Raw genomic sequence first — 26,808 nt, 5'->3', positions numbered from 1 at the left:
TTGCAAAAGAAAGCCCGCTTAATAGCGGGCTTTACTTTGTCCGGTGCTTTTAACCCGGCCGGGCAGCTCGAAACTTCGAACTAAACCTCGGCACAAGTTAGTGGCTAAACGTTTAAGCCATCGCTTCACTGCGTTTGCCCAGCAGGCGGTCAATCACCACCGCAACCACCAGCGTCATCACCGAAGGCACCAGCCACGCCAGGCCCTGCTCGCTCAGCGGCAGGTGAGCCAGTTGCGATGGCATCCAGTCAGCCAGGCCCGCGCCCTTCAGCGCGTCAATGCAACCGAAGATGAACGACACCAGCATCACCGGGCCAACGATCCGGCCCTGCTCCTGCCAGAAGTCCTTACAGAAGCTCAGGGCCACCAGCACGATGCACGGCGGGTAGATGGCGGTCAGCACCGGGATCGAGAACGCGATCAGCTTGGTCAGGCCCAGGTTGGACACAAACAGCGAGAATACCGCCAGGATCACCACCAGGGTCTTATAGGACAGCGGCAGTACGCGGCTGAAGTACTCGGCGCAGGCGCAGGTCAGGCCCACCGCGGTTACCAGGCACGCCAGGGAAATCAGCACGGCGAGGAAGCCGCTGCCCAGGGAGCCGAAGGTGTGCTGGACGTAGGCGTGCAGCACGGCGGCGCCGTTGGCGGCACCGGCCGCCACTTCATGGCTGCCCGAACCGAGGCGGAACAGGCTGATGTACACCAGCGCCAGGCCCACACCGGCAATCAGCCCGGCGATGATCGCGTAGCGGGTGATCAGCTTCGGCGACTCGACGCCACGGGAGCGGATCGCGTTGACGATCACAATGCCGAATACCAGGGCGCCGAGGGTATCCATGGTCAGGTAACCATTGATAAAGCCCTGGGAGAACGGTGCAGCCACGTACTCAGGGGTGGCAACACCCACATCGCCGGCCGGCAAGGCAAAGGCAGCAATGCCCAAGACGGCCAGGGCGATGATCTTCAACGGTGCCAGGAAACGACCGACTGTATCCAGCAGACGGCCCGGGTACAGGGAGATGAAGAACACCAGCAGGAAGTACACCGAGCTGTAGAGGAACAGCGCCAGCGGGCTTTCACCGGTCAGCGGCGCCAGGCCCACTTCAAAGGAAACGGTGGCGGTTCGCGGGGTGGCGAACAACGGGCCGACAGCCAGGTAGGCCGCCGCTGCCAGCAAGCCACCGGCGATCTTGCCGATCGGACTGCTCAACGCGTCCATGCCACCACCGACCTTGGCCAGGGCGACCACGGTGATCACCGGCAAACCGACCGCGGTGATCAGGAAGCCCAGCGCTGCCATCCAGACATGAGGCCCGGACTGCAAACCGACGATTGGCGGGAAGATGATGTTGCCGGCGCCCACGAACAGGGCAAAAGTCATAAAGCCCAACGCCAGGATGTCCTGGCTTTTCAACACTTTCATTTGAGGAAATACCACACTACTGAATCGGAATTTAGAGAGGGCTTCCCTATGGATGAGGGAAATACTGCCGGTCCGGATGGGGACCGACCGGTCTGGCGCGAGGCTTCCTTTTGGGAGGCACACGCATAAAGAGGCGGCTAGCCTAACGAATTTGCGGGTCAAACGCACTGTTGCGGGGCGAACTGTCCGATAAGCGACATTTTTATGTCGCGTTTTTATATCTAAATTTTGAAATGCGATCGAATGTGGGAGCGGGCTTGCTCGCGAAAGCGGTGTATCAGCCACTCATGAGCTGACTGACACACCGCTTTCGCGAGCAAGCCCGCTCCCACATGTTGATCTCCACCAACCTTCAGAATGCACAAAGGCCACCCGAAGGTGGCCTTTGTGGGGTGAAGCGTCAGTTAAGCGCGAGGCTTACTTGACAGCCCAACCGGTCAGCTCGGACAAAGCCTTGCCGATGTCTGCCAGCGAACGCACGGTTTTAACGCCTGCGTCTTCCAGGGCAGCAAACTTCTCGTCTGCAGTACCCTTGCCGCCAGAGATGATTGCGCCAGCATGGCCCATGCGCTTGCCAGCAGGGGCAGTCACACCAGCGATGTAGGAAACAACCGGCTTGGTCACGTGTGCCTTGATGTAGGCAGCCGCTTCTTCTTCAGCCGAACCGCCGATCTCACCGATCATTACGATCGCTTCGGTCTTCGGGTCTTCCTGGAACAGCTTCAGGATGTCGATGAAGTTCGAGCCTGGGATCGGGTCACCGCCGATGCCGACGCAAGTCGACTGACCGAAACCGGCGTCAGTAGTCTGCTTGACAGCTTCGTAGGTCAGGGTGCCGGAACGGGAAACGATACCGACTTTACCTGGCAAGTGAATGTGACCTGGCATGATGCCGATCTTGCATTCGCCTGGAGTGATCACGCCTGGGCAGTTAGGGCCGATCAGGACTACGCCCAGCTCGTCGCACTTAACTTTAGCGTCCAGCATGTCCAGGGTAGGAATGCCTTCGGTGATGCAAACGATCAGCTTGATGCCGCCGAATGCTGCTTCCAGGATGGAGTCCTTGCAGAAAGGAGCTGGAACGTAGATCACGCTGGCGGTGGCGCCAGTGGCAGCTACAGCATCTTTCACGGTGTTGAACACTGGCAGGCCCAGGTGCTCGGTGCCGCCTTTACCAGGAGTAACGCCACCCACCATCTTGGTGCCGTATTCGATGGCTTGCTGGGTGTGGAAACTACCTTGGGAACCGGTAATACCCTGGCAGATAACCTTGGTGTCTTTATTGATCAGGACGCTCATTATTTGCCCTCCGCAGCTTTGACAACTTGTTGAGCAGCGTCGGTCAGGCTGGTAGCAGCGATGATGTTCAAACCGCTTTCTGCCAGTACTTTAGCGCCCAGTTCAGCGTTGTTACCTTCAAGGCGCACAACAACCGGGATTTTAACGCCGACTTCTTTCACTGCACCGATGATGCCTTCGGCAATCATGTCGCAACGAACGATGCCGCCGAAGATGTTGACCAGTACTGCAGCGACGTTGGAGTCGGACAGGATGATCTTGAACGCTTCGGTAACGCGTTCTTTGGTGGCACCGCCGCCTACGTCGAGGAAGTTGGCTGGTTTGCCGCCATGCAGGTTGACGATGTCCATGGTACCCATGGCCAGGCCAGCACCGTTGACCATGCAACCGATGTTACCTTCCAGGGCTACGTAGTTCAGTTCGAACTTGGCAGCGTGCGCTTCGCGCGGATCGTCTTGCGACGGATCGTGGAAAGTCTTCAGCTTAGGCTGACGGTACATGGCGTTGGCGTCGATGTTGATCTTGGCATCGAGGCAATGCAGATCGCCGTCGGCCTTGATCACCAGCGGGTTCACTTCCAGCAGGGCCAGATCGTGATCCTGGAACAGTTTGGCCAGACCTACGAAGATCTTGGCGAACTGGGCAACTTGCTTGCCTTCCAGACCCAACTGGAATGCCAGCTCGCGACCCTGGAATGGCTGAGCGCCAACCAGTGGATCGATAGTGGCTTTCAGAATTTTTTCTGGGGTTTCTTCAGCGATCTTCTCAATGTCCACGCCACCTTCGGTGGAGGCCATGAACACGATGCGACGGCTCGAACGGTCAACGACAGCGCCCAGGTACAGCTCTTTAGCGATATCAGTGCACGATTCAACCAGGATCTTGGTGACTGGCTGGCCATTGGCATCAGTCTGGTAAGTCACCAGACGCTTGCCCAGCCACTGCTGAGCGAAGGCTTTGGCGTCTTCTTTGCTGCGAACCAGCTTAACGCCGCCCGCTTTACCGCGACCACCAGCGTGGACCTGGGCTTTGACAACCCACTCGGTGCCGCCGATTTTGTCGCAAGCTTCTGCTGCTGCTTCCGGGGTGTCTACTGCGTAACCCTTGGATACTGGCAGGCCGTATTCAGCGAACAGCTGCTTACCCTGATACTCGTGAAGATTCATGCTTATTACCGTCTTCGTTAGGTACTGCGCATTCGGCGCTGCGCTCTTTATTGAGTGCCGCGCCACCTGTGACTGCTGCTTGCACAGTCAAACCACCAAAGGCCTGAACCCTGGGTGGTGAAACTGCGCAAGACTGCGTCCAGCGGATATTCCGCGGTGAGTCTTGCGCACAAGGCTCACGACGGGCAACCGCCGTGGTTTCTTATTATCTCGCTTAGCGCTTCTTCTTGTTGGCGATGTGGATGGCATGGCCATTCACTGCCAACGCGGCTTCGTGCAGCGCTTCGGACAGGGTCGGATGGGAGAAAACCATCATGCCGATGTCTTCGGCGCTGGTACCGAATTCCATACCGATTGCGCCTTGCTGAACCAGTTCTGCTGCGCCTGGGCCGATCACGTGGACGCCCAATACGCGGTCAGTCTTGGCATCAGCGATGACTTTGACAAAACCACCGGTGTCGTTGGCTGCCATGGCACGGCCAGAAGCGGCAAACGGGAAGGTGCCGACGTTAACTTCAACGCCTTCAGCTTTCAACTGCTGTTCGTTCTTGCCGACCCATGCAATTTCCGGGTGGGTGTAGATAACAGACGGGATCAGGTCGTAGTTCATCTGGGTCTTGTGACCCTTGATGCGCTCGACAACCATGATGCCTTCTTCGGAAGCCTTGTGCGCCAGCATCATGCCGCGAACCACGTCGCCAATGGCGTAAACGCCCGGCACGGTGGTAGCGCAGTGATCGTCAACGTGGATGAAACCACGCTCGTCGATGTTCACGCCGCTGTCGGAAGCCAGCAGGTCAGTGGTCACCGGACGGCGACCAACGGCTACGATCAGCTTGTCGAAAGTGATGGTCTGTTCGCCATCCTTGTCGGTGTAGGTCACGACAACTTCTTCGCCGTTAACCTTGGAACCGGTAACACGAGCGCCCAGCTTGATGTCCAGACCTTGTTTGGTCAGGGTTTTCAGCGCTTCTTTGGACACTGCGGTGTCGGCAGCCAGCAGGAACGTGTCCAGGGCTTCCAGCACGGTCACTTCGGAACCCAGGCGGGACCAGACCGAACCCAGTTCCAGGCCGATCACGCCAGCGCCGATCACGCCCAGACGTTTTGGAACCGCTTGGAATTCCAGGGCGCCGGTCGAATCAACGATCACGTTCTGGTCGACCGGAGCCGGTGGAATGTCGATTGGACGCGAACCTGGAGCCAGGATCACGTTCTCGGCTTCGATGATTTCGGTCGAACCGTCAGGCTTGGTGATTTCAACTTTCTTGCCGGCCAGCAGTTTGCCGTGGCCTTGCAGGGAAGTAACGCCGTTGGCCTTGAACAGGGTAGCAACGCCGGAAGTCAGGCCTTTAACGATGTTGGCCTTGCGGCCGACCATCGCTGGCACGTCCATGGTCACGCCAGCGTGGTTGATGCCGTGGATGGCAAAACCGTCTTGCGCTTCGTGGAATTTCCAGGAGCTGTCCAGCAGCGCCTTGGAAGGAATGCAGCCAACGTTCAGGCAAGTACCGCCCAGCGCCAGTTTGCCTTCCTTGTCGGTGTATTTTTCGATGCAAGCAGTCGAGAGGCCCAGTTGTGCGGCCTTGATGGCGGCAACGTAGCCGCCAGGGCCTGCGCCAATCACTACAACGTCAAATTTCTGCGACATGAAAAAAAATCCTCTTTAGCTAAAAGCTTCAAGCCGTGAGCCGCACTCCGGCCTGCCTCGCGGCAGACCGGGTGGTACGGCGCACCGCCGCTTTATCAGATATCCAGCAGCAGACGAGCCGGGTCTTCCAGCAGGTTCTTGATGGTCACCAGGAAAGTCACGGCTTCTTTACCATCGATCAGGCGGTGATCGTACGACAGCGCCAGGTACATCATCGGGCGGATAACCACTTGGCCGTTGATCGCCATAGGACGCTGCAGAATGTTGTGCATGCCCAGGATCGCAGCTTGTGGCGGGTTGACGATCGGAGTCGACATCATCGAACCGAAAGTACCACCGTTGGTGATGGTGAAGGTACCACCGGTCATCTCGTCGATGGTCAGTTTGCCGTCACGGGCCTTCTTGCCGAAGTTGGCGATGCCGCCTTCGATTTCAGCCAGGCTCATCAGCTCGGCGTTACGCAGAACCGGTACCACCAGGCCACGGTCGCTGGAGACGGCAACGCCGACGTCAGCATAACCGTGGTAAACGATGTCGCCGCCGTCGATGGAAGCGTTGACTGCCGGGAAGCGTTTCAGCGCTTCGGTGGCCGCTTTCACGAAGAACGACATGAAGCCCAGGCGTACGCCGTTGTGGGACTTCTCGAACAGGTCCTTGTACTTCGAACGCAGGGCCATGACTTCGGTCATGTCGACTTCGTTGAAAGTAGTCAGCATCGCCATGTTCGACTGTGCTTCAACCAGGCGCTTGGCCACGGTGGCACGCACGCGGGTCATCGGTACGCGCTTCTCGGTGCGGTCGCCAGCGGCGAACACAGGAGCAGCGGCAGCCGGGGCAGCAGCCTTGGCAGGCGCAGCAGCTGGAGCGTTTTTCTTGGCTTCAACGGCGGCAACCACGTCTTCCTTGGTCACACGGCCATCTTTGCCGGTGCCCTTGATGGACGCCAGGTTGATGCCGTTTTCGTCAGCCAGCTGACGCGCAGCCGGTGCAGCGATTGGATCTTCGCCACCCGCAGCCGGTGCAGCAGCTGGAGCTGCGGCAGCAGCCGGTGCCGCAGCGGCGGCAGGAGCAGGAGCAGCGGCAGCAGCACCGCCCTCTTCGATCGAGCCCAGTACCTGGTTCGACAGGACGGTAGCGCCTTCTTCGGCAACGATTGCGCCCAGCACGCCGTCAGCTTCAGCCAACACTTCGAGCACGACCTTGTCGGTTTCGATGTCGACGATCAGGTCGTCACGCTTGACGGCCTCGCCTGGTTTCTTGTGCCAGGTGGCAACGGTGCCATCGGCAACCGATTCCGGGAATGACGGGGCTTTGATTTCGATAGCCATTATCTGTGGGTCCTTAAAATTCGGTTTCAGTCAGCGCGAAGGCGTTAAACAGTGAAAGCATCTTGCAGCAGTTTTTCCTGCTGCTCGGCGTGCATCGACGCATAACCACACGCAGGTGCAGCAGAAGCATCACGACCGGCGTACTCCAGGCCCAGTGCCTGTTTGTGATTGCCGATGCTGCGACGCAAATGATGCTGGCTGCTGTACCACGCGCCCTGGTTCATCGGTTCTTCCTGACACCACACCACATTGGTGAGGTTGGTGTAAGGCGCGATGGCCTCCATCAGGTCGTCTTCCGGGAACGGGTAAAGCTGCTCGATCCGCACGATGGCGATGTCTTCGCGGCCTTCGGCACGGCGTTTTTCCAGCAAATCGTAGTAAACCTTGCCGCTGCACAGGATCAGGCGAGTGACCTTGGCCGCGTCGAGGGTGTCGATTTCTGAAATAACGGTCTGGAACGAACCATCCGCCAGATCTTCCAGGGTCGAGATGGCCAATTTATGACGCAGCAGCGATTTCGGCGTCAGCACTACCAGCGGCTTGCGCAGCGGGCGGATCACCTGGCGACGCAGCAAGTGGTAGATCTGGGCCGGGGTAGTCGGCACGCACACCTGGATGTTGTGCTCGGCGCACAATTGCAGGTAACGCTCCAGACGGGCCGAGGAGTGCTCCGGACCCTGACCTTCATAACCGTGTGGCAGCAGCATGGTCAGACCGCACAGACGGCCCCACTTGTGCTCGCCGCTGGTGATGAACTGGTCGATAACCACCTGGGCACCGTTGGCGAAGTCGCCGAACTGGGCTTCCCAGATCACCAGCGCCTGAGGCGTGGTGGTCGAGTAACCGTATTCGAACGCCAGTACGGCTTCTTCGGACAGGAACGAATCGTACAGGTCGAAACGTGGCTGGCCTTCGTACAGGTTCTGCAACGGGATGTAGGTGCCCGCGTCTTTCTGGTTGTGCAACACAGCGTGACGGTGCGAGAACGTACCGCGGCCGATGTCCTGGCCGGTCATGCGGATCGGGTGACCCTCGAACGCCAGGGTCGCGTACGCCATGGTTTCAGCGTAACCCCAGTTGATCGGCAGGCCGCCGGCTTGCATCTTCTGACGGTCTTCGTAGATCTTCGCAACCTGGCGCTGTACGACGAAACCGTCTGGGATTTCCAGCAGCTTGGCCGACAGTTCCTGCAGGGTCTTCAGATCGAACGAGGTGTCGTGACGCGCAGTCCAGGCGTGGCCCAGGTACGGACGCCAGTCAACGAACAACTCTTTGTTCGGCTCCTTGACCAGGCTTTTCACGACATGCAGGCCGTTGTCCAGCGCGTTGCGGTATTCATCGATCTTCGCCTGAACACGTGCATCGTCCACCACGCCGGCCTTGATCAGGCTATCGGCATACAGCTCACGGGTGGTGCGCTGCTTGGTGATTTGCTGGTACATCAACGGTTGGGTGCCGCTAGGCTCATCCGCTTCGTTGTGACCGCGACGACGGTAGCAGACCAGGTCGATGACCACGTCACGCTTGAACTGCATGCGGTAATCGATGGCCAACTGGGTCACGAACAACACGGCTTCCGGATCATCACCATTCACATGGAGGATCGGCGCCTGGATCATCTTGGCAACGTCGGTCGCGTACTCGGTAGAGCGTGCGTCCAGCGGGTTGCTGATGGTGAAGCCCACCTGGTTGTTGATGACGATGTGAACGGTACCGCCGGTCTTGAAGCCGCGAGTCTGCGACATCTGGAACGTTTCCAGGACCACACCCTGACCGGCGAACGCCGCGTCACCGTGGATGGAAATCGGCAGCACCTTCTCACCGGTGGAATCGTTACGACGATCCTGGCGCGCACGTACCGACCCCTCGACCACTGGAGAAACGATCTCCAGGTGGGATGGGTTGAACGCCATGGCCAGGTGAACTTCACCGCCGGTGGTCATTACGTTGGACGAGAAGCCCTGGTGATATTTAACGTCACCGGAACCCAGCTCGACCTTCTTCTTGCCTTCGAACTCGTCGAACAGCTCGCGCGGGTTCTTGCCGAAGGTGTTGACCAGCACGTTCAAGCGGCCACGGTGGGCCATGCCGATCACGATTTCCTTGGTGCCGTAGGAACCGGAACGCTGGATCAGCTCGTCGAGCATCGGGATCAGGCTTTCGCCGCCTTCCAGGCCGAAACGCTTGGTGCCCGGGTATTTGGTGCCCAGGTATTTTTCCAGGCCTTCCGCTGCAGTGACGCGCTCGAGCAAGTGGCTCTTGACGTCCGCAGACAGCACCGGGCGACCACGCACGCCTTCAAGGCGGTGCTGGAACCAGTGGCGCTGCTCGGAATCAGTGATGTGCGTAAATTCGGCACCGATGGTGCGGCAATATGTCTGCTGCAACGCTTCGTGAATTTCGCGTAGGCTCGCTTCCTCTTTGCCGATGAACAGGTCGCCGGCACGGAAGGTCGTATCAAGATCGGCATTGGTCAAGCCGTAATGATTGATCGACAGGTCTGCAGGTGCAGGACGCTGCCACAGCCCCAGCGGGTCAAGCTGGGCTGCCTGGTGGCCACGCATACGGTAGGCCTGGATCAGTCGCAGTACTTCAACTTGCTTCTTCTCGTGCTCACTGCTCACGCTTGCGGCAGAAACCGGCTGGGCGCGGCGCTGGTTCTTTGCCAGCAGCACGAACTGATCGCGAATTGTTGCGTGCGATACATCGGTGGCAGCGTTGCCGTCTGAAGACAACGTCTGAAATTTGGTGCGCCATTCTTCTGGCACAGCGTTAGGGTCGTGCAGGTAGAGCTCATAAAGCTCTTCCACATAGGCAGCGTTACCACCTGAAAGATAGCCGCTGTTCCACATGCGCTGCATCACGCTTTCTTGCATGCTTGGTCACCCTCGATTTGGGGACACCACCGGCGAAAACACCGAGTTTGCTTGCAAAAGGCCAAGTGCAGCGACCAAAACAAGCCACTTAGGATCACGCTGATAGTTCGGGTACCAACCCGAATGCCCCTGCTTGTCTCATTTCTTCAAAATAAGAGCCGCGTCTTTGTAAGTCGCTGCTCAAGTTAAAACTACGGCGCCGGTTGAAGCCTGCGCCGTAGCATCTACGGGCACAACGGTCCTGCTTTTACTACAACGTCGGTTACACGCCGCTTTGCAGCAGCATGCTACGTACGTGACCAATGGCCTTAGTCGGGTTCAGGCCTTTGGGACATACGTTGACGCAGTTCATGATCCCGCGGCAGCGGAATACGCTGAACGGGTCATCCAGCGAAGCCAGACGCTCGGCAGTCTTGGTGTCACGGCTGTCTGCCAGGAAGCGGTACGCTTGCAGCAGGGCAGCTGGGCCCAGGAACTTGTCGGGGTTCCACCAGAAGGACGGGCAGGAAGTCGAGCAGCAAGCGCACAGGATGCACTCGTACAGGCCGTCCAGCTTCTCGCGCTCTTCCGGAGTCTGCAGACGCTCGATGGCCGGAGCCGGCGTGTCGTTCTGCAGGAATGGCTTAACCTTCTCGTATTGCTTGTAGAAGATGCTCATATCGACGACCAGGTCACGGATAACCGGCAAACCTGGCAGCGGACGAACAACCAACTTGTTGCCTTTCACCACGGAAGACAGCGGCGTGATGCATGCCAGGCCGTTCTTGCCGTTGATGTTCATGCCGTCGGAGCCGCAAACACCCTCACGGCAAGAGCGACGATAGGAGAAACCTTCGTCCTGCTCTTTAACCAGGGCCAGCACGTCCAGCACCATCAGGTCCTTACCACCGGTATCGACCTGGAATTCCTGCATGAACGGCGCAGCGTCCTGATCAGGGTTGTAGCGATAAACACTGACTTTCAACATGGCAGCCACCCTTAGTAAGTCCGAATCTTCGGTTCAAACGTCGGAACCGTCTTCGGCGAGAAGTTCACGGCACGCTTGGTTACGCGCTTGTCACCCGGGAAGTACAGGGTGTGGCACAACCAGTTTTCGTCGTCGCGGTCTTCATAGTCTTCACGAGCGTGAGCACCACGGGATTCTTTACGAACCTCGGCGGCGATCGCAGTCGCTTCAGCCACTTCCAGCAGGTTTTGCAGCTCAAGGGCTTCGATTCGAGCGGTGTTGAACGCCTGGCTCTTGTCGTTGATCTTGACGTTGGCGATGCGCGTACGCAGGTCAGCCAGCTGGGCGATACCTTTCTGCATGTATTCGCCGGTACGGAACACACCGAAGTAGTTCTGCATGCAGCTTTGCAGCTCTTTGCGCAGGGAGGCGACGTCTTCGCCATCGGTACGCGAGTTCAGGCCATCCAGACGTGCCAGGGCAGCGTCGATGTCGGACTGGCGTGGACGCGCGTAATCAACGCCTTCCTTCAGGGTCTGTTCCAGGAACAGGCCGGCAGCACGACCGAATACCACCAGGTCGAGCAGCGAGTTGCCGCCCAGACGGTTGGCACCGTGAACCGATACGCAAGCCACTTCACCTACCGCGAACAGACCAGGGATGATCTGGTCAACGCCGTCGGCGTCCTGGGTGATCGCCTGGCCATGAATGTTGGTGGCAACGCCGCCCATCATATAGTGGCAAGTTGGAACAACCGGGATCGGCGCAACAGCCGGGTCAACGTGGGCAAAGGTCTTGGACAGCTCCATGATGCCTGGCAGACGGCTGTGCAGCACTTCTTCACCGAGGTGATCGAGCTTCAGCATCACGTGGTCGCCATCGGGACCACAGCCGTTACCGGCGATGATCTCTTTAACCATGGAACGGGCTACAACGTCACGACCGGCAAGGTCTTTGGCGTTCGGAGCATAACGCTCCATGAAGCGCTCGCCGTTCTTGTTGATCAGGTAACCACCTTCACCACGGCAACCTTCTGTAACCAGTACACCGGCGCCGGCGATGCCGGTCGGGTGGAACTGCCACATTTCGATGTCTTGTACCGGAACGCCTGCACGCAGGGCCATGCCGATACCGTCACCGGTGTTGATCAGGGCGTTGGTAGTCGAAGAGTAGATACGGCCTGCACCGCCGGTCGCCAATACGGTGGCGTTAGCCCGCACGTAAGAGGTTTCGCCGGTTTCGATGCAGATAACGATCATGCCTACAAAGGCACCGTCTTCGTTCTTCACCAGGTCGACGCCGTAGTATTCGTTGAGGAATACGGTGCCGGCCTTCAGGTTGGCCTGGTACAGGGTGTGCAACAGCGCGTGACCGGTACGGTCGGCTGCGGCACAGGTACGAGCGGCCTGGCCACCCTTACCGAAGTCTTTCGACTGACCGCCGAACGGACGCTGGTAGATGCGACCCTGTTCGGTACGGGAGAACGGCAGACCCATGTGTTCCAGCTCGAAGACCGCTTCCGGGCCTACGGAGCACATGTATTCGATAGCGTCCTGGTCACCGATATAGTCGGAACCCTTGACGGTATCGTACATGTGCCAGCGCCAGTCATCGTTTGGATCGGCGGAGGCGATGGCGCACGTGATGCCACCCTGGGCCGAAACGGTGTGGGAACGGGTCGGGAACACCTTGGTGATCACGGCAGTCTTGTGACCGCCCTGGGCCAGTTGCAGCGCAGCGCGCATGCCGGCACCGCCGCCGCCAATGATGATGGCGTCGAATGAAAGCGTATTAACTGTGTTAGCCATGAATCAGATACCCCAAAGAATCTGCACACCCCAGACGAAGTAAGCGAACATCGCGACGCCGCATACTGCCTGGAAGAGAAACCGTACTGCTGTCGCGGACTTGCCCAGCGCCATCGGCGTCAGGTAGTCGGTCGCGATGGTCCACATGCCAACCCAGGCGTGAGCGCCCAGGGCTACAAGGGCCAGCAGACTGAAGATGCGCATCCCGTTGTGAGCGAACAGGCCGTGCCATTGGGCGTAGCCAATGCCAGGGTTCGCCGCGAGGTACCCGATCAGGAAGATGAAATAAGCCGCGAGAACAACCGCAGACACACGTTGCGCCATCCAGTCATAGAGGCCCGAACGCGACAGGTTCGTAACGCTGGTTACCATATCCAAACTCCCGCCAGAACGATCAGCACCACGGAAATGGCGATGACGATTTTCGAGCCCAGCTTGCCGCCTTCCAGCGTCTCACCGATACCCATGTCCATGATCAAGTGGCGAATACCGGCCACAAGGTGATAAAGCAGAGCGGACAGGAGGCCCCAGGCGACGAATTTGGCCAGCGGACTGGTCAAGCATGCCTTCACCTCGGCGTACCCTTCTTCCGAACCCAGGGATTTGCTCAATGCATAAAGCATGATGCCCAGGCCAAGAAACAGGATGATGCCGGATACACGGTGCAGGAACGACGTTACGCCGGTGATGGGGAGTTTGATGGTCCTTAGGTCTAGGTTTACAGGTCGTTGGCTATTCACGGCTTTTTTTCACACTGAAGAGCCCCTAACAATCAGGGCAAAGTTGTTGGGGAGTGCACTGGTCAGGTAACCACCACCCAGGGAGTGCGACCCCCATCAAAACGGGCCCAAAAGCCCCTGGCGGTCGGAGGCCGAGTATAGACAGTTAGGCAACTAATGACAACGCGCACTCCTCACCCTAATAGCGCATTGCGCTGGCGGCATAAAAGGCGTAAACGGCAGGTAATTTCGAGGAAAAAGTACGGTTAAAGCCTTCTGGAGCAAGACTTTAGGCAAATTGACATCTGAATTTATCTCACTATAGTGGTGCGGGCCCTGCGTGGGGGGTCTGTCTGATGATTTGAAGCATAAATAGGAGGCCACATGGCTGACAAAAAAGCGCAGTTGATCATCGAGGGCGCAGCCCCCGTCGAGCTGCCCATTTTAACCGGCACCGTTGGTCCCGATGTTATCGACGTACGGGGCCTGACGGCCACGGGCCGTTTTACATTCGACCCAGGCTTCATGTCGACCGCCTCATGCGAGTCGAAGATCACCTATATCGACGGTGATAACGGTATCCTGCTGCACCGCGGCTACCCGATCGAACAGCTTGCTGAACAGTCGGACTACCTGGAAACCTGCTACCTGCTGCTTAATGGCGAATTGCCAACAGCTGAGCAAAAGGCCCAGTTTGTCAGCACCGTGAAGAACCACACCATGGTTCACGAGCAGTTGAAGACCTTCTTCAACGGCTTCCGTCGCGACGCCCACCCGATGGCCGTCATGTGCGGCGTAGTCGGCGCCCTGTCGGCCTTCTATCACGACTCCCTGGACATCAATAACCCGCAGCATCGCGAAATCTCCGCGATCCGCCTGGTTGCCAAGATGCCGACCCTGGCCGCAATGGTTTACAAGTACTCCATGGGTCAACCCATGATGTACCCGCGCAACGACCTGACGTACGCGGAAAACTTCCTGCACATGATGTTCAACACCCCGTGCGAGATCAAACCGATCAGCCCGGTGCTGGCCGCCGCGATGGACAAGATCTTCATCCTCCACGCCGACCACGAACAGAACGCCTCGACCTCTACCGTGCGCCTGGCGGGCTCCTCGGGCGCCAACCCGTTCGCCTGTATCGCCGCCGGTATCGCCGCACTGTGGGGCCCTGCCCACGGCGGTGCGAACGAAGCCGTATTGACCATGCTCGATGAAATCGGCGATGTCTCGAACATCGACAAGTTCATCGCCAAGGCCAAGGACAAGAACGATCCGTTCAAGTTGATGGGCTTCGGTCACCGGGTCTACAAGAACCGCGACCCGCGCGCCACCGTGATGAAGAAGACCTGCGACGAAGTGTTGAAGGAACTGGGCATCAAGAACGATCCGCAACTCGAACTGGCCATGCGCCTGGAAGAGATCGCCCTGACCGACCCGTACTTCATCGAGCGCTCGCTGTACCCGAACGTCGACTTCTACTCGGGGATCATCCTCAAGGCGATCGGCATTCCAACCAGCATGTTCACCGTGATCTTCGCCCTGGCGCGGACCGTGGGCTGGATCTCCCACTGGAAAGAAATGCTCTCCAGCCCGTACAAGATTGGCCGTCCGCGCCAGCTGTACACCGGCTACGAGTCGCGTGACATCACCAAGCTGGAAGACCGCAAGTAAGCTGATCGCTACTTGGCTACACCGAAAACGGCCTCCCTTGATAGAGAGGCCGTTTTTATTTGTGCCGGATTTGAGAAACAGTTTTGTCGTATCTGTTACCAATAAAGGCAAAAAAAAGCCCCGATCTCACGACCGGGGCATTTTTTTGTAACTGTTACGGGCTTAGTGGCTAACCGCCCCACTCGCCCCCAGGCCAGTCTGCGAACGCACAAACTGCGGGAAGTACAGCGCACGTTCCTTCTCTGCCGCCGCCGACTTGTCGGTGATGGAGAAGAACCAGATGCCGATGAACGCAATGATCATCGAGAACAGCGCCGGGTACTCGTAAGGGAAGATCGCCTTCTCATGGTGCAGGATCGAGACCCAGATGGTTGGGCCGAGGATCATCAGACCAACGGCACTGATCAAGCCCAGCCAGCCACCAATCATCGCACCGCGGGTGGTGAGGTTTTTCCAGTACATGGAAAGCAGCAGCACCGGGAAGTTACAGCTGGCCGCAATGGAGAACGCCAGGCCCACCATGAACGCGATGTTCTGGCTTTCAAACAGGATGCCCAAGCCAATCGCCAGTACTGCCAGGGCGATGGTGGTGATCTTCGATACGCGAATCTCATCCTTCTCGTTGGCCTTGCCTTTCTTGATCACGCTGGCGTACAGGTCATGGGACACCGCCGAAGCACCCGCGAGGGTCAAACCGGCAACCACTGCCAGGATGGTGGCAAACGCCACGGCCGAGATGAAGCCCAGGAAGATACTGCCGCCCACTGCGTTGGCCAGGTGCACCGCCGCCATGTTGTTACCGCCGAGCAAGGCACCTGCAGCATCCTTGAACGCCGGGTTGGTGCTGACCAGCAGGATCGCGCCGAAGCCGATGATGAAGGTCAGGATATAGAAGTAGCCGATGAAGCCAGTGGCATACAGCACGCTCTTGCGAGCTTCCTTTGCGTCACTCACGGTGAAGAAGCGCATCAGGATGTGCGGCAGGCCGGCGGTACCGAACATCAGTGCCAGGCCGAGGGAGAACGCCGAAATCGGGTCTTTCACCAGGCCGCCCGGGCTCATGATCGCTTCACCTTTAGGGTGAACCTTGATCGCCTCGGCAAACAGCATGTTGAAGTCGAAGTTGACGTGTTTCATCACCATCAGCGCCATGAACGAGGCACCGGACAGCAACAGCACTGCCTTGATGATCTGCACCCAGGTGGTCGCCAGCATGCCGCCGAACAACACATAGAGGCACATCAGGATGCCTACCAGGATCACCGCGACGTGATAATCCAGGCCGAACAGCAGCTGGATCAACTTGCCCGCGCCGACCATCTGCGCGATCAGGTAGAACGCCACCACCACCAAAGAGCCACAGGCCGACAGGCTGCGGATCTGGGTTTGCCCCAGGCGATAGGACGCCACGTCGGCAAAGGTGTATTTGCCCAGGTTACGCAGGCGCTCGGCGATCAGGAACAGAATGATCGGCCAGCCCACCAGGAAGCCGATGGAGTAGATCAGGCCGTCGTAGCCGGAGGTGAACACCAGCGCGGAAATCCCCAGGAAGGAGGCTGCCGACATGTAGTCACCGGCAATCGCCAGACCGTTCTGGAACCCGGTGATCTTGCCGCCGGCCGCATAGTAGTCGGCCGCCGACTTGTTGCGCTTGGACGCCCAGTAGGTGATGCACAAGGTCGCGCCGACGAAGGCCACGAACATCAGGATCGCTGCGATATTCAGCGGTTGTTTATGCACTTCGCCGGTCAGTGCATCGGCCGCCCAAACGGCAGGTGCAAAGGCCGAAGCGCCGAGTACAGCCAATAGACGACGGATCATTGCGCAGCCTCCTTGAGAATCGCATTGTTCAAGTCGTCGAATTCGCCGTTGGCGCGTCGTACATAGATGCCGGTGAGGACGAAGGCCGACACAATCAGCCCGACCCCGATCGGGATCCCCCACGTAATGGACGAACCGGGGCTGATCTTGGCCCCCAGTATTTGCGGCCCATAGGCAATCAGAAGAATGAAAGCGGAGTAAAGCCCAAGCATGATTGCCGAGAGAATCCAGGCGAATCTTTCCCTTTTACTAACCAGCTCCTTGAAACGCGGGCTGTTTTGAATCGAGAGGTAAATGCTGTCGTTCATTGTTTTTATCCTCGCAGCACAGCTTTTTATTATTGGAACATATCCACTGTATGCGGCTGAGGAACAGGTTCCAGACGACCTTAGTAGTAGAAGGAGTGTAGCGAGGGATATTGAAGGCGCAGGAATAATTGCGGGGGCGAAATAATGTGGGAGCCGGGCTTGCCCGCGATGGGATCACCTCGATACATCAAGTGCACCGAGGCGTCTGCATCGCAGGCAAGCCAGCTCCCACAAGAGACTTACTTAGCAGTCCACTCGGCGACGCGCTCAGGGTGCTTGGCCACCCAGTCCTTGGCCGCCGCTTCAGGCTTGGCGCCCTCTTGGATCGCCAGCATGACTTCGCCGATTTCATCCTTGGAGGCCCACTGGAATTTCTTCAGGAACGCCACGACTTCCGGGGCTTTCTTTTCCAGGCCTTTGCTGCCGATGCTGTTGACGGTCTCAGCAGCACCATAAATTCCTTTTGGGTCGTCCAGGAAACGCAGTTTCCACTTGGCGAACATCCAGTGTGGCACCCAGCCGGTGACCGCAATGGATTCCTGTTTGTCTTCGGCACGGGTCAACTCGGCGATCATCGCCGCGCCCGAACTGGCTTGCAGTTTGTAGTCCAGGCCATAGGCCTTGATTGCTTCGTCGGTCTTGAGCATCACACCTGAACCGGCGTCGATACCCACAATCTTGTTCTTGAAGGTGGTGTCGGTCTTGAGGTCTTCGATGGATTTGGCTTTCACGTACTCAGGCACGATCAGGCCGATCTTGGCGTCCTTGAAGTTGGGGCCGTAGTCGACCACCTTGTCCTTGTTCTTGGCCCAGTATTCACCGTGGGTCACCGGCAACCAGGCGGAGAGCATGGCGTCGAGTTTGCCGGTGGCCACGCCTTGCCACATGATCCCGGTGGCGACCGCTTGCAGTTTCACGTCATAACCGAGCTTTTGCTTGATCACTTCTGCCGCCACGTGGGTGGTGGCGACACTGTCCGACCAGCCATCCACATAGCCGATGCTCAGGGTTTTGCTGTCGGCGCTGGCCAGTGTGGAGCTCATCGCAACTACCAGAGTGGCAGCTGCGCCCAAGAGTCGTCGCATCTTCATAGTGCTTCCCCGAAAGTGCTGCGCCCGGCGGATGCCGAGCGACGTCAACCTGTTGTTATGTGGTGCACCGCGCCCCCTTCACGCGCATCGATCACGTGGTTGCCTCATCAGTGGAGGGCTGACACTTCGATCATCAACCTGCTGCCACAAGCGACCTGCTCTGACTGCGACCTCAGGTAAGCAAGAAACGACATCACATCGCCAGCAGGATGATTTGTAGGACATTCACCGACGATCCCGCCCGAACTTTGCATGTCAAAATTATGCGGCCCCACTGGGACGGCTCAAATCCGGGTAAGATGCGCGCCTTTGCCCCCAGACGGCCTGATCATGCCCGCGACTGCACGTTTCCCGCTCCTGCCCTATTTATTTGCCCTGATCCTCGGTGTGCTGGCCCTCGGTGGCTATTGGTACGGCCTTGGCCAACCGGTGGTGCTGCCGGACGTGGCCAGCGCCAGCCACAAGCTGCAATGTGCGTCCTACACGCCCTTCGACAAAGACCAGTCGCCGTTCGACCAGCCGTTCAAACTGCGCCCCGAGCGCATGGACGCCGACCTGGCGTTGCTGGCCACCCGTTTCGAATGCATTCGCACCTACTCCCAGACCGGCCTTGAAGACTTGCCGGCACTGGCGCGCAAACACGGCCTGAAGCTGATGAGCGGCGCATGGGTCAGCAGTGATCCGGTGGCCACCGCCAAGGAAGTCGAGGCACTGATCGCTTCGGCCAATGCCAACCCCGACGTCGTCACCTCGGTGATCGTCGGCAACGAAACCCTGCTGCGCAAGGAAGTCACTGCCGCGCAGCTGGTCAAGTTGATCCATCACGTCAAGGACCATATCAAGCAACCGGTCACCTATGCCGATGTGTGGGAGTTCTGGCTGCAACACCCGGAAATCGCCCCGGCCGTGGACTTCCTGACCATCCACCTGCTGCCTTACTGGGAAGATGACCCCTCGGGCATCGACCAGGCGCTCAAGCACGTGGGCGATGTGCGCCAGACCTTCGGCAACAAGTTCGCCCCCAAGGACGTGATGATCGGCGAGACCGGCTGGCCGAGCGAAGGCCGCCAGCGGGAAACGGCGGTGCCGAGCCGGGTCAACGAAGCGAAATTCATGCGCGGGTTCGTGGCCATGGCCGAAGCCAATGGCTGGCACTACAACCTGATCGAAGCCTTTGACCAGCCGTGGAAACGTGCCAGTGAAGGGGCGGTGGGGGGTTACTGGGGCCTGTTTGATGCGGATCGCCAGGACAAGGGCGTGCTCGCCGGCCCGGTGACCAATGTGCCGTACTGGCCGCTGTGGCTGGGGGTTGGCGGGATCATCCTGCTGGGCACGCTGCTGCTGGGTGGCCGCGTGCGCACGGCCCGGGCTGCGTTGTTGTTGCCATTGCTGGGCGCCGTGGCGGCCTGCTCGATCGGCACCTGGGCCGAGTTGAACCGGGTCACCGCGCGCTTCACGGATGAGTGGGTGTGGGCTGGATTGCTGGTGGCCTTGAACCTTGCGGTACTGGCTCACGCCGCCCTGGCGTTGAGTACGCGAGAAGGTTGGCGCGAACGCGCCTTCAACTGGCTGGAGCAGCGCGCTGGCTGGCTGGTGGCAATCGCCGGGTTTGCCGGTGCGGTCATGATGCTGGCGCTGGTATTTGACCCGCGTTACCGCAGCTTCCCGAGTGCCGCGCTGGTGCTGCCGGCGCTGGTGTACCTGGTGCGTCCGGTGAGCGGGCTGCGGCGGGAGATTGCGTTGCTGGCGTTCATCATCGGTGCCGGTATTGCGCCGCAGTTGTTCCGTGAAGGGGTGATGAACCAGCAGGCGTGGGGTTGGGCGGTGGTGAGCCTGCTCATGGTCGTAGCCTTGTGGCGTTGCTTGCGGGTGCGCAAGGCTTAAGACCGCTTTCGCGAGCAAGCCCGCTCCCACACTCGACCGCATTCCAAGGGATGTACTCGGTCAAATGTGGGAGCGGGCTTGCTCGCGAAGAGGCCCTGTCAGGCAACGCGAGGCTTACGGACCAACCGCAACCCCGCAATCACCACCGCAAACACCGCAAACGTCGTGTTGTACAACGCCAACGCCGGAAACCCGAACACCAGCGCCAACACCGCCAAACCCCACCCGGCCCGGCCCGGCACGAAAAACGCCAGCACCGCCGTGACCAGCGCCGCCCAGCCCAGCACCTTGAAGTGAATCATCAACCCCAGGTTGGAACGCACCTGGCATTCCCAGCGGCTGGCTTCGTCAGCGCAAATGCCCACCCAACGGCCATCCTCCATGAATCCGTAACGCGCGCCATAACTGGCGGCCAGCCAAAGCGGCAGGGCAATAAGCAACAGGATCAGCGGAAAACGGCGGGACATGGGGCACTCCGATAGGCGAAAACGGCGCCCAGCTTAATCCCCCGGTGGCCGTTGGCAAGTTTTGCAAACAGATAAGTGTTCATTAAGGCGTGCCAAAGTGTATCGTCTCGCTACTATTACCCCGATTCCGACGTTTTTTCCGACTTTTAGTGCCGAAGGCTGGCACTTCGGCAGCAACGCGGTGGTCATAGCCTGCGAACTCCACTTCAGCACGTTTTCCTCTTAGGGATTTAGTCATGCTCCGTTCCTTGCGCTGTGCGGCCCTGTTGGGCAGCCTTTTTCTGAGTGCGTCAGCACTGGCGGTCGATATCGACCAGGCCAGCTATGGCTACCCTTTGACCAACCCGTTTGAAGCGACCATCGCCACCACCCCGCCGAACCTGCGGCCGGAACTGCCATCGGACGATCAAATCAATCAGTCCGACTACACCCTGACGATGCGCCCCGAGCGCGAGTTCAGCCTGCCTGACAACTTCTGGGCGGTGAAGAAACTCACCTACCGCATCGCCAAGCAGGACCGTGCCGCACCGCTGATCTTCCTGATCGCCGGCACCGGCGCACGCTTTGACAGCACCATCAACGAATACCTGAAAAAGCTGTACTACAAGGCCGGTTACCACGTCGTCCAGCTGTCGTCCCCCACCAGCTTCGACTTCATCGCCGCCGCCTCGCGCTTCGCCACTCCCGGCATCAGCCAGGAAGACGCCGAAGACATGTACCGCGTGATGCAGGCCGTACGCGCGCAAAACCCGACGCTGCCCGTGACCGACTTCTACCTCACCGGCTACAGCCTCGGCGCCCTCGACGCAGCCTTTGTCAGCAAGCTGGATGAAACCCGTCGCAGCTTCAATTTCAAGAAAGTCCTGCTGCTGAACCCGCCGGTCAACCTCTATACCTCGATCACCAACCTCGACAAGCTGGTGCAGACCGAGGTCAAGGGCATCAACAACAGCACCACCTTCTATGAGCTGGTGTTGAACAAGCTGACCCGCTACTTCCAGCAAAAGGGCTACATCGACCTCAACGATGCCCTGCTCTACGACTTCCAGAACTCCAAGGAACACCTGACCAACGAACAGATGGCGATGCTGATCGGCACTTCGTTCCGCTTCTCGGCGGCCGACATTGCCTTCACCTCGGACCTGATCAACCGTCGCGGCCTGATCATCCCGCCCAAGTACCCGATCAGCGAAGGTACCAGCCTCACGCCGTTCCTCAAGCGTGCGCTGCAGTGCGACTTCGACTGCTACCTCACCGAACAGGTGATCCCGATGTGGCGCGCCCGTTCCGACGGCGGCAGCCTGCTGCAACTGGTTGACCAGGTCAGCCTGTATGCCCTCAAGGACTACCTGCACGACAGCCCGAAAATCGCCGTCATGCACAACGCCGACGACGTGATCCTGGGCCCTGGCGACCTTGGCTTCCTGCGTAAAACCTTCGGCGATCGCTTGACCGTCTACCCCCTTGGCGGCCATTGCGGCAACCTCAACTACCGCGTCAACGCCGACGCCATGCTGGAGTTCTTCCGTGGCTAAATATCTTCTGCTGCTCGCCGCCCTGATGTGCGCGGGCGTGGCCAATGCCGACAACAGCAAGGCCCACACGCCAACCGTAGTGGACGCCGACGGCTTCAAGGAGCCCCTGAGCCACCTCAAGTTCAACCCTGGCCTGGACCAGCGTGAGTTCGAGCGCTCGTCGGTCAACGCGCTGAATGTCTACGACCCGCTGGAGTCGTGGAACCGCCGGGTCTACCACTTCAACTACCGCTTCGACCAGTGGGTGTTCCTGCCCGTGGTGGACGGTTACCGCTATGTCACCCCGAGCTTCCTGCGTACCGGCGTCAGCAACTTCTTCAACAACCTCGGGGATGTACCCAACCTGCTGAACAGCCTGCTGCAGCTCAAGGGCCATCGTTCCCTGGAAACCACCGGGCGCCTGCTGCTCAACACCACCATCGGCATCGCCGGCCTGTGGGACCCGGCTACCGCCATGGGCCTGCCGCGCCAGAGCGAAGACTTCGGCCAGACCCTGGGCTTCTACGGTGTACCGGGCGGCGCCTACCTGGTGCTGCCGCTGTTTGGTCCGTCGAACCTGCGGGATACCACCGGCCTGCTGGTGGACTACGGCGCCGAGACCGAGATCAACTTCCTGAACGTGTCCAAGGTCAGCGAAAACCACCCGGAAATCTGGGCCCTGCGCGCCGTCGACAAGCGCTACCAGACCAGCTTCCGCTACGGCCAGATGAACTCGCCGTTCGAGTATGAAAAGGTGCGCTACGTGTACACCGAGGCGCGCAAGTTGCAGATCGCCGAGTAATGCCCCGTGTAGGCGCTGGCTTGCCAGCGCCTACCCCCCCCGCCGACACCACTTACGCCATGTAAACCGCAGTTGCAGCACGGCCGCCCTGGCCATTTCCCGATCCTGCTCCGCCAATCCCGAAGGCTGTTCAAGCGCTTCAAGCATCGCAACGCTGGCCGCATCCATCAGCGACTCATTCGCCACGCTCGGTCCACCCTCCTCCAACACCGACTCCAATGCCCGCAAATAGCGATCGCGCTCAATCGCCAACGCACCCCGGCTGTCCGCCAGGCAGGCGCGCAACTCCAGCAACTCATCCCCCAGGTCCAGCCCCAGCAATCCGTTATCCCAGTGGACACGGCGATCGGCAGGCAAGGTTTCGCTGTAGCGCGACAGGCGAATCAGCCGGTCCGCCATGCGCCCGCCAAACCAGCTTTCAGCCTGCTCCAGGGGACGGGAAGTCAATTGCGCCAGGTCGAACAGCGACGCCTTGAACATCCGCCGATAGTGATGCTCGCCGGGATTGAGCTGGATCAGCCGAAACACCACCACGGCAATCCCGACCCCCACCAGCGTCGCGATGGCCTTGTTGAGGAACGCGGCGAAGTCATAGGTCATCACATTGCTGGGCCCTACGTTGTTGACGAAAAAGATGCAGAACGCCGAGGCCGTTGCTGCCAGCTTGAGGCGGCTCATGCACAACGAGGCGAAAAACAGCGGCACTCCCAACGCCAGGCATAACAGGGGAAAGCCATCGAAGCCGGGCAACAGCACGAAGCACACAAAACCGGCCACCGGGATCGACAGCGCTATGCCCTTGAGGAAATTCAGGCTGGAGGCCGACGGGTTTTCCCGCGCTGCAAACAGGCTCAACACCACGCCACAAATCGATACCGCGCCCAAACCCGAAGGCCATGCCGTAAAGATCCAGAACGCCGCGACCGCCAGAAACGCCAACGCACTGCGCAGCCCGCCAAGCACCCCCTGCTCGATATCCCGGTGCCAGGACATCGCCCCCGGTGCGCCGGGCGGCACCCTGCCCTGCTCGACCGCCGACAGCGTCAATGCACCCAGCTCAATCAAGCGCAACACCTGCGCCAGTTGCACCAGGCAAAAGTGCGCCTCCTGGCCAAGCTGCGGATCCTGCAACGCCAGGCCAAGCCGTTGTGACAACTCGGGCAGTTCATCAAGACGCTCCTGCTGCAACGCCGAAGCCACCGCTTCAATCAGTGGCCCGACCGCCGCCGTTTCATCGAGCATCATCCGCTGGCGCGCCACGCCCCGCGCCGCCCGCAGCAGGCTAAGCAGATCACGGCTGAGCACCCGCAAGGCCTGGGAGCGGCGCCGGCCCTTGGGCCCTTCAAACCAGGCATGGTCGCGCTGGCTGTCCACCGCCACCAGGCGGCTCAATGCTTCGAGCAAGCCTTTACGCTGGTCGGTACCCAACAGCTCCGAAGCGGCAGCCCGCACCCCGGCCTGCCAGGCGGCGCGCGCCTGAACCGCCAGCACCTGCTCGACCCGGCGCGGCCACAGAATCGTACTGGCGATGGAGGCACAAAGAATCCCCAGGCTGATCTCCTGGCAGCGTGCCACCGCCTCATCGAACACTCCCAGCGGTGCCGCCGTAGCGGGTAGCGCAATAATCGCCGTGGTGTAACCCGCCAGCACAAACCCATAGGACGCATGATTGCGCAGCAAGGATGCCCCCGTGGTGCAGAACGCCAGCCACAGCGCCATGCACAGCAGGAACAGCAGCGGCGCCTGGCCAAATACACCGATCATCGCGATGGAAACCATGGCCCCGACAAACGTACCCACCAGCCGATAGGCGCCTTTGGCCAGGACCATGCCGCTGGTGGACTGGCCCACGATAAATACGGTGGTCAGGGCCCATTGCGGTTGCTGCAAGTCAAAACAGAAGGCCAGGTACAACGCGACCCCGCCGGCGATCATGTTGCGCAAGGCAAACAGCAGATCGCTACGGGACGGGGTCAACGTCGCCTGCCAGAAATCAGGGAGCTGGAAGGTGGAGGATTTCATTAAACCTACATATAGATAGCAAGCTAATGATTAGCATCGTATCTATATTTGTGGCGAATGCCAATCTCAGGCTATTTGACCAGGCGCTTTTCCTTGGATGGCCTGTAGCCAAAGTAGGCGCTGTAGCACTTGCTGAAATGGCTCGGCGAGACAAACCCGCAGGCCACCAGCACGTCCACCTGGGACAGCTCGGTGTGTTGCAGCAGCCGACGGGCCTCGGTGATGCGCAGTTCCAGGTAATAACGCTGGGGCGTGGTGCCAAGCTGCTCCTTGAACAAACGCTCCAACTGGCGTCGGGAACGGCCCGCATAAACGGCCAGTTGCTCAAGCTCCAGAGGCTCTTCGAGGTTGGCGTCCATCAGGTTGACCACCTCGCGCAGGGGCGCGCTCAAGCAGATGTTCTCGGTCGGTTTCACCCGCCGGTAGCGCGACTCCTCAAACGCCAGGATGTCCTCGATTCCCTCCACCAACGCTTTGCCGTACAGCCCCTTGATCCAGTCCAGCGCCATATGAAACGCACCGGAAGGGCTCGATGCCGTCAGCCGGTCGCGATCAATCACATAGGGTTCGCTGCTGACCTGCGTCGCCTTGCAGAACTCGGCCAGGGCCGGGCGATGTTCCGGGTGCACGGCGCAGCGGTAGCCGCCCAGCAATCCCGCACGCCCTAGGAACCACGCACCATTCCACAAACCGGCCAGGCTCACACCCTGCTCCGAGGCGCTTTTCAGCAGGTGGATAAACTCCTCCGCAGCCTTCAGTTCAGTGCGATAGCCACCGCATATCACCAACAGGTCCAACTCTTTAAGCACCGAAGACTCAAGCCGCGCATCGGGCCGGATCACCAGCCCCAGGTCACTGATCACCTCGCCTTCCCGCAAGCCGAAGGTCGACGTAGAAAAAGAAGCGGGCCGCAGCAGGTTGGCGGTGATCAGCGTATCCAGCGCCTGGGTAAACGCCGGCAGCGAGAAATGTTCGAGCAACACAAATCCCGCACGCACCGTCTGGCGGGCGTCGCCGGGATTTTCATTCAGGTAGCGGAGGTTCTTGCCTTTCATGCCCCCGCTGAATTGCCGTCGCTCGATCAAATGCCTATGCCCTCACCCGCTTCCAGAGGTTACCCAGCACGCTGACCACCGCCAACACCACGGCCCCGGCAATGATCCCCGCCACTGCATTGAGCAACGTCGGCATCAACCACGCCAGGCCGCCAGTGCTCTGGCTCACGGTCTCGATCCAGTGATGCACCACCGGCACACCATGGGTCAGGATGCCACCGCCGACCATGAACATCGCCGCCGTACCGATCACCGACAGGCTTTTCATCATGTACGGCGCCGCCCGCAGGATCGCCCCGCCAATGCTGCGCGCCGCCTGGCCGGGCTTCTGGGTGAGCCACAGGCCCAGGTCGTCGAGCTTGACGATACCCGCCACCAGGCCGTAGACGCCGATGGTCATGACGATGGCGATACCCGACAGCACGATCACTTGCTGCATCAGCGGTGCATCGGCCACGGTACCGAGGGTGATGGCGATGATTTCGGCGGAGAGGATGAAGTCGGTACGGATCGCGCCCTTGATCTTGTCCTTCTCGAAGGCCACCAGGTCCGTGGCCGGATCCGCCACGGCTTCCACCAGGTGCGCCTGCTCTTCGGTGCGCTTGTGGAAGAAGCTATGGGCGAGCTTTTCGAAACCTTCAAAACACAGGTAAGCGCCGCCCAGCATCAACAACGGCGTGACCGCCCACGGCGCAAACGCGCTGATCAGCAAGGCGGCGGGCACCAGGATCAACTTGTTGACGAACGAGCCCTTGGCCACCGCCCACACCACCGGAATTTCCCGCTCGGCGCGCACCCCGGAGACTTGCTGGGCATTCAGCGCCAGGTCGTCCCCCAGCACGCCGGCGGTTTTCTTCGCGGCCATCTTGGTCATCAACGCCACATCGTCGAGCACCGCGGCGATGTCGTCGATCAATACCAGCAAACTGCTTCCTGCCATGGCTCAGGCTT

21 protein-coding genes are annotated in these 26,808 nt (G+C 59.6%); 4 read left to right on the top strand and 17 right to left on the bottom strand.

Features of this window, described 5'->3' with window-relative positions:
* Positions 1-112: 112 nt before the first annotated feature.
* From brnQ to sdhC, 10 genes are all read right to left on the bottom strand, one after another.
* Positions 113-1,426, bottom strand: coding sequence for a branched-chain amino acid transport system II carrier protein (brnQ, locus tag HX839_RS10950; protein WP_003210565.1), 1,314 nt, complete (start codon positions 1,424-1,426; stop codon positions 113-115).
* A 417-nt stretch (positions 1,427-1,843) separates the two neighbouring features.
* A complete protein-coding gene (gene sucD, locus HX839_RS10945; RefSeq protein WP_003210566.1) occupies positions 1,844-2,725 on the bottom strand; it encodes a succinate--CoA ligase subunit alpha in 882 nt (293 codons plus the stop codon).
* The gene (gene sucC, locus HX839_RS10940; RefSeq protein WP_003210567.1) at positions 2,725-3,891 is read right to left on the bottom strand and encodes an ADP-forming succinate--CoA ligase subunit beta; all 1,167 of its coding nucleotides are present in this window, start codon (positions 3,889-3,891) and stop codon (positions 2,725-2,727) included. The genes sucD and sucC overlap by 1 nt, the downstream gene beginning before the upstream one ends.
* A 214-nt stretch (positions 3,892-4,105) precedes the next feature.
* Positions 4,106-5,542 (bottom strand): dihydrolipoyl dehydrogenase, encoded by a 1,437-nt coding sequence (gene lpdA, locus HX839_RS10935; protein ID WP_003210568.1) that lies wholly within the window; start codon positions 5,540-5,542, stop codon positions 4,106-4,108.
* 95 nt (positions 5,543-5,637) lie between these two features.
* Positions 5,638-6,870 (bottom strand): 2-oxoglutarate dehydrogenase complex dihydrolipoyllysine-residue succinyltransferase, encoded by a 1,233-nt coding sequence (odhB, locus tag HX839_RS10930; protein WP_008434003.1) that lies wholly within the window; start codon positions 6,868-6,870, stop codon positions 5,638-5,640.
* 44 nt (positions 6,871-6,914) lie between these two features.
* The gene (locus HX839_RS10925; RefSeq protein WP_003210570.1) at positions 6,915-9,746 is read right to left on the bottom strand and encodes a 2-oxoglutarate dehydrogenase E1 component; all 2,832 of its coding nucleotides are present in this window, start codon (positions 9,744-9,746) and stop codon (positions 6,915-6,917) included.
* A gap of 262 nt (positions 9,747-10,008) precedes the next feature.
* On the bottom strand, positions 10,009-10,713 hold the full coding sequence (locus HX839_RS10920; RefSeq protein ID WP_003210571.1) for a succinate dehydrogenase iron-sulfur subunit: 705 nt from the start codon (positions 10,711-10,713) through the stop codon (positions 10,009-10,011).
* A gap of 11 nt (positions 10,714-10,724) precedes the next feature.
* The gene (gene sdhA / locus HX839_RS10915) at positions 10,725-12,500 is read right to left on the bottom strand and encodes a succinate dehydrogenase flavoprotein subunit (RefSeq protein ID WP_003210572.1); all 1,776 of its coding nucleotides are present in this window, start codon (positions 12,498-12,500) and stop codon (positions 10,725-10,727) included.
* A 3-nt stretch (positions 12,501-12,503) separates the two neighbouring features.
* A complete protein-coding gene (sdhD, locus tag HX839_RS10910; protein WP_003210573.1) occupies positions 12,504-12,872 on the bottom strand; it encodes a succinate dehydrogenase, hydrophobic membrane anchor protein in 369 nt (122 codons plus the stop codon).
* Positions 12,866-13,240, bottom strand: a complete 375-nt coding sequence (gene sdhC / locus HX839_RS10905) for a succinate dehydrogenase, cytochrome b556 subunit (RefSeq protein ID WP_008433998.1) — start codon at positions 13,238-13,240, stop codon at positions 12,866-12,868. Before sdhC ends, sdhD begins: the two co-directional genes overlap by 7 nt.
* 363 nt (positions 13,241-13,603) lie before the next feature.
* On the opposite strand from sdhC, the gene gltA reads away from it, so the two are divergent.
* Positions 13,604-14,893 carry a citrate synthase gene (gltA, locus tag HX839_RS10900; protein ID WP_003210575.1) on the top strand — a complete coding sequence of 430 codons (1,290 nt, stop codon included), beginning with the start codon at positions 13,604-13,606 and terminating at the stop codon, positions 14,891-14,893.
* A 162-nt stretch (positions 14,894-15,055) separates the two neighbouring features.
* On the opposite strand, the gene HX839_RS10895 is transcribed toward gltA, so the two are convergent.
* The 3 genes from HX839_RS10895 to HX839_RS10885 form a co-directional block, all read right to left on the bottom strand.
* Positions 15,056-16,714, bottom strand: coding sequence for a cation acetate symporter (locus HX839_RS10895; protein ID WP_003210576.1), 1,659 nt, complete (start codon positions 16,712-16,714; stop codon positions 15,056-15,058).
* Entirely contained in the window at positions 16,711-17,022 is a 312-nt protein-coding gene (locus tag HX839_RS10890) for a DUF485 domain-containing protein (RefSeq protein ID WP_003210577.1), read from the bottom strand. Before HX839_RS10890 ends, HX839_RS10895 begins: the two co-directional genes overlap by 4 nt.
* 239 nt (positions 17,023-17,261) lie before the next feature.
* Positions 17,262-18,113 (bottom strand): glycine betaine ABC transporter substrate-binding protein, encoded by an 852-nt coding sequence (locus HX839_RS10885; protein ID WP_008433997.1) that lies wholly within the window; start codon positions 18,111-18,113, stop codon positions 17,262-17,264.
* 330 nt (positions 18,114-18,443) lie between these two features.
* On the opposite strand from HX839_RS10885, the gene HX839_RS10880 reads away from it, so the two are divergent.
* The gene (locus HX839_RS10880) at positions 18,444-19,997 is read left to right on the top strand and encodes a glycosyl hydrolase family 17 protein (RefSeq protein WP_177067044.1); all 1,554 of its coding nucleotides are present in this window, start codon (positions 18,444-18,446) and stop codon (positions 19,995-19,997) included.
* A 98-nt stretch (positions 19,998-20,095) separates the two neighbouring features.
* On the opposite strand, the gene HX839_RS10875 is transcribed toward HX839_RS10880, so the two are convergent.
* The gene (locus tag HX839_RS10875) at positions 20,096-20,464 is read right to left on the bottom strand and encodes a hypothetical protein (protein ID WP_003210580.1); all 369 of its coding nucleotides are present in this window, start codon (positions 20,462-20,464) and stop codon (positions 20,096-20,098) included.
* 236 nt (positions 20,465-20,700) lie between these two features.
* On the opposite strand from HX839_RS10875, the gene HX839_RS10870 reads away from it, so the two are divergent.
* Positions 20,701-21,999: a hypothetical protein gene (locus HX839_RS10870; RefSeq protein WP_003210581.1), complete on the top strand. Its 1,299-nt coding sequence runs from the start codon at positions 20,701-20,703 to the stop codon at positions 21,997-21,999.
* Complete coding sequence (locus HX839_RS10865; RefSeq protein WP_177067043.1) at positions 21,992-22,780, top strand: VacJ family lipoprotein; 789 nt, start codon at positions 21,992-21,994, stop codon at positions 22,778-22,780. Before HX839_RS10870 ends, HX839_RS10865 begins: the two co-directional genes overlap by 8 nt.
* A gap of 30 nt (positions 22,781-22,810) precedes the next feature.
* On the opposite strand, the gene HX839_RS10860 is transcribed toward HX839_RS10865, so the two are convergent.
* The 3 genes from HX839_RS10860 to HX839_RS10850 all read right to left on the bottom strand — a co-directional run bounded on the left by HX839_RS10860 (position 22,811) and on the right by HX839_RS10850 (position 26,797).
* Positions 22,811-24,802: an FUSC family protein gene (locus HX839_RS10860; RefSeq protein ID WP_177067042.1), complete on the bottom strand. Its 1,992-nt coding sequence runs from the start codon at positions 24,800-24,802 to the stop codon at positions 22,811-22,813.
* 71 nt (positions 24,803-24,873) lie between these two features.
* Positions 24,874-25,857 (bottom strand): GlxA family transcriptional regulator, encoded by a 984-nt coding sequence (locus tag HX839_RS10855; protein WP_177049336.1) that lies wholly within the window; start codon positions 25,855-25,857, stop codon positions 24,874-24,876.
* Positions 25,858-25,891: 34 nt separating this feature from the next.
* Positions 25,892-26,797 carry a DUF808 domain-containing protein gene (locus HX839_RS10850; protein WP_177019608.1) on the bottom strand — a complete coding sequence of 302 codons (906 nt, stop codon included), beginning with the start codon at positions 26,795-26,797 and terminating at the stop codon, positions 25,892-25,894.
* Positions 26,798-26,808 lie beyond the last annotated feature (11 nt).

It is taken from the genome of Pseudomonas sp. I8001 (assembly GCF_013385345.1).
Taxonomy (GTDB): domain Bacteria; phylum Pseudomonadota; class Gammaproteobacteria; order Pseudomonadales; family Pseudomonadaceae; genus Aquipseudomonas.
Note: the sequence above shows the minus strand (reverse complement) of the source record. Positions and strands in the feature narration are given on the sequence as shown.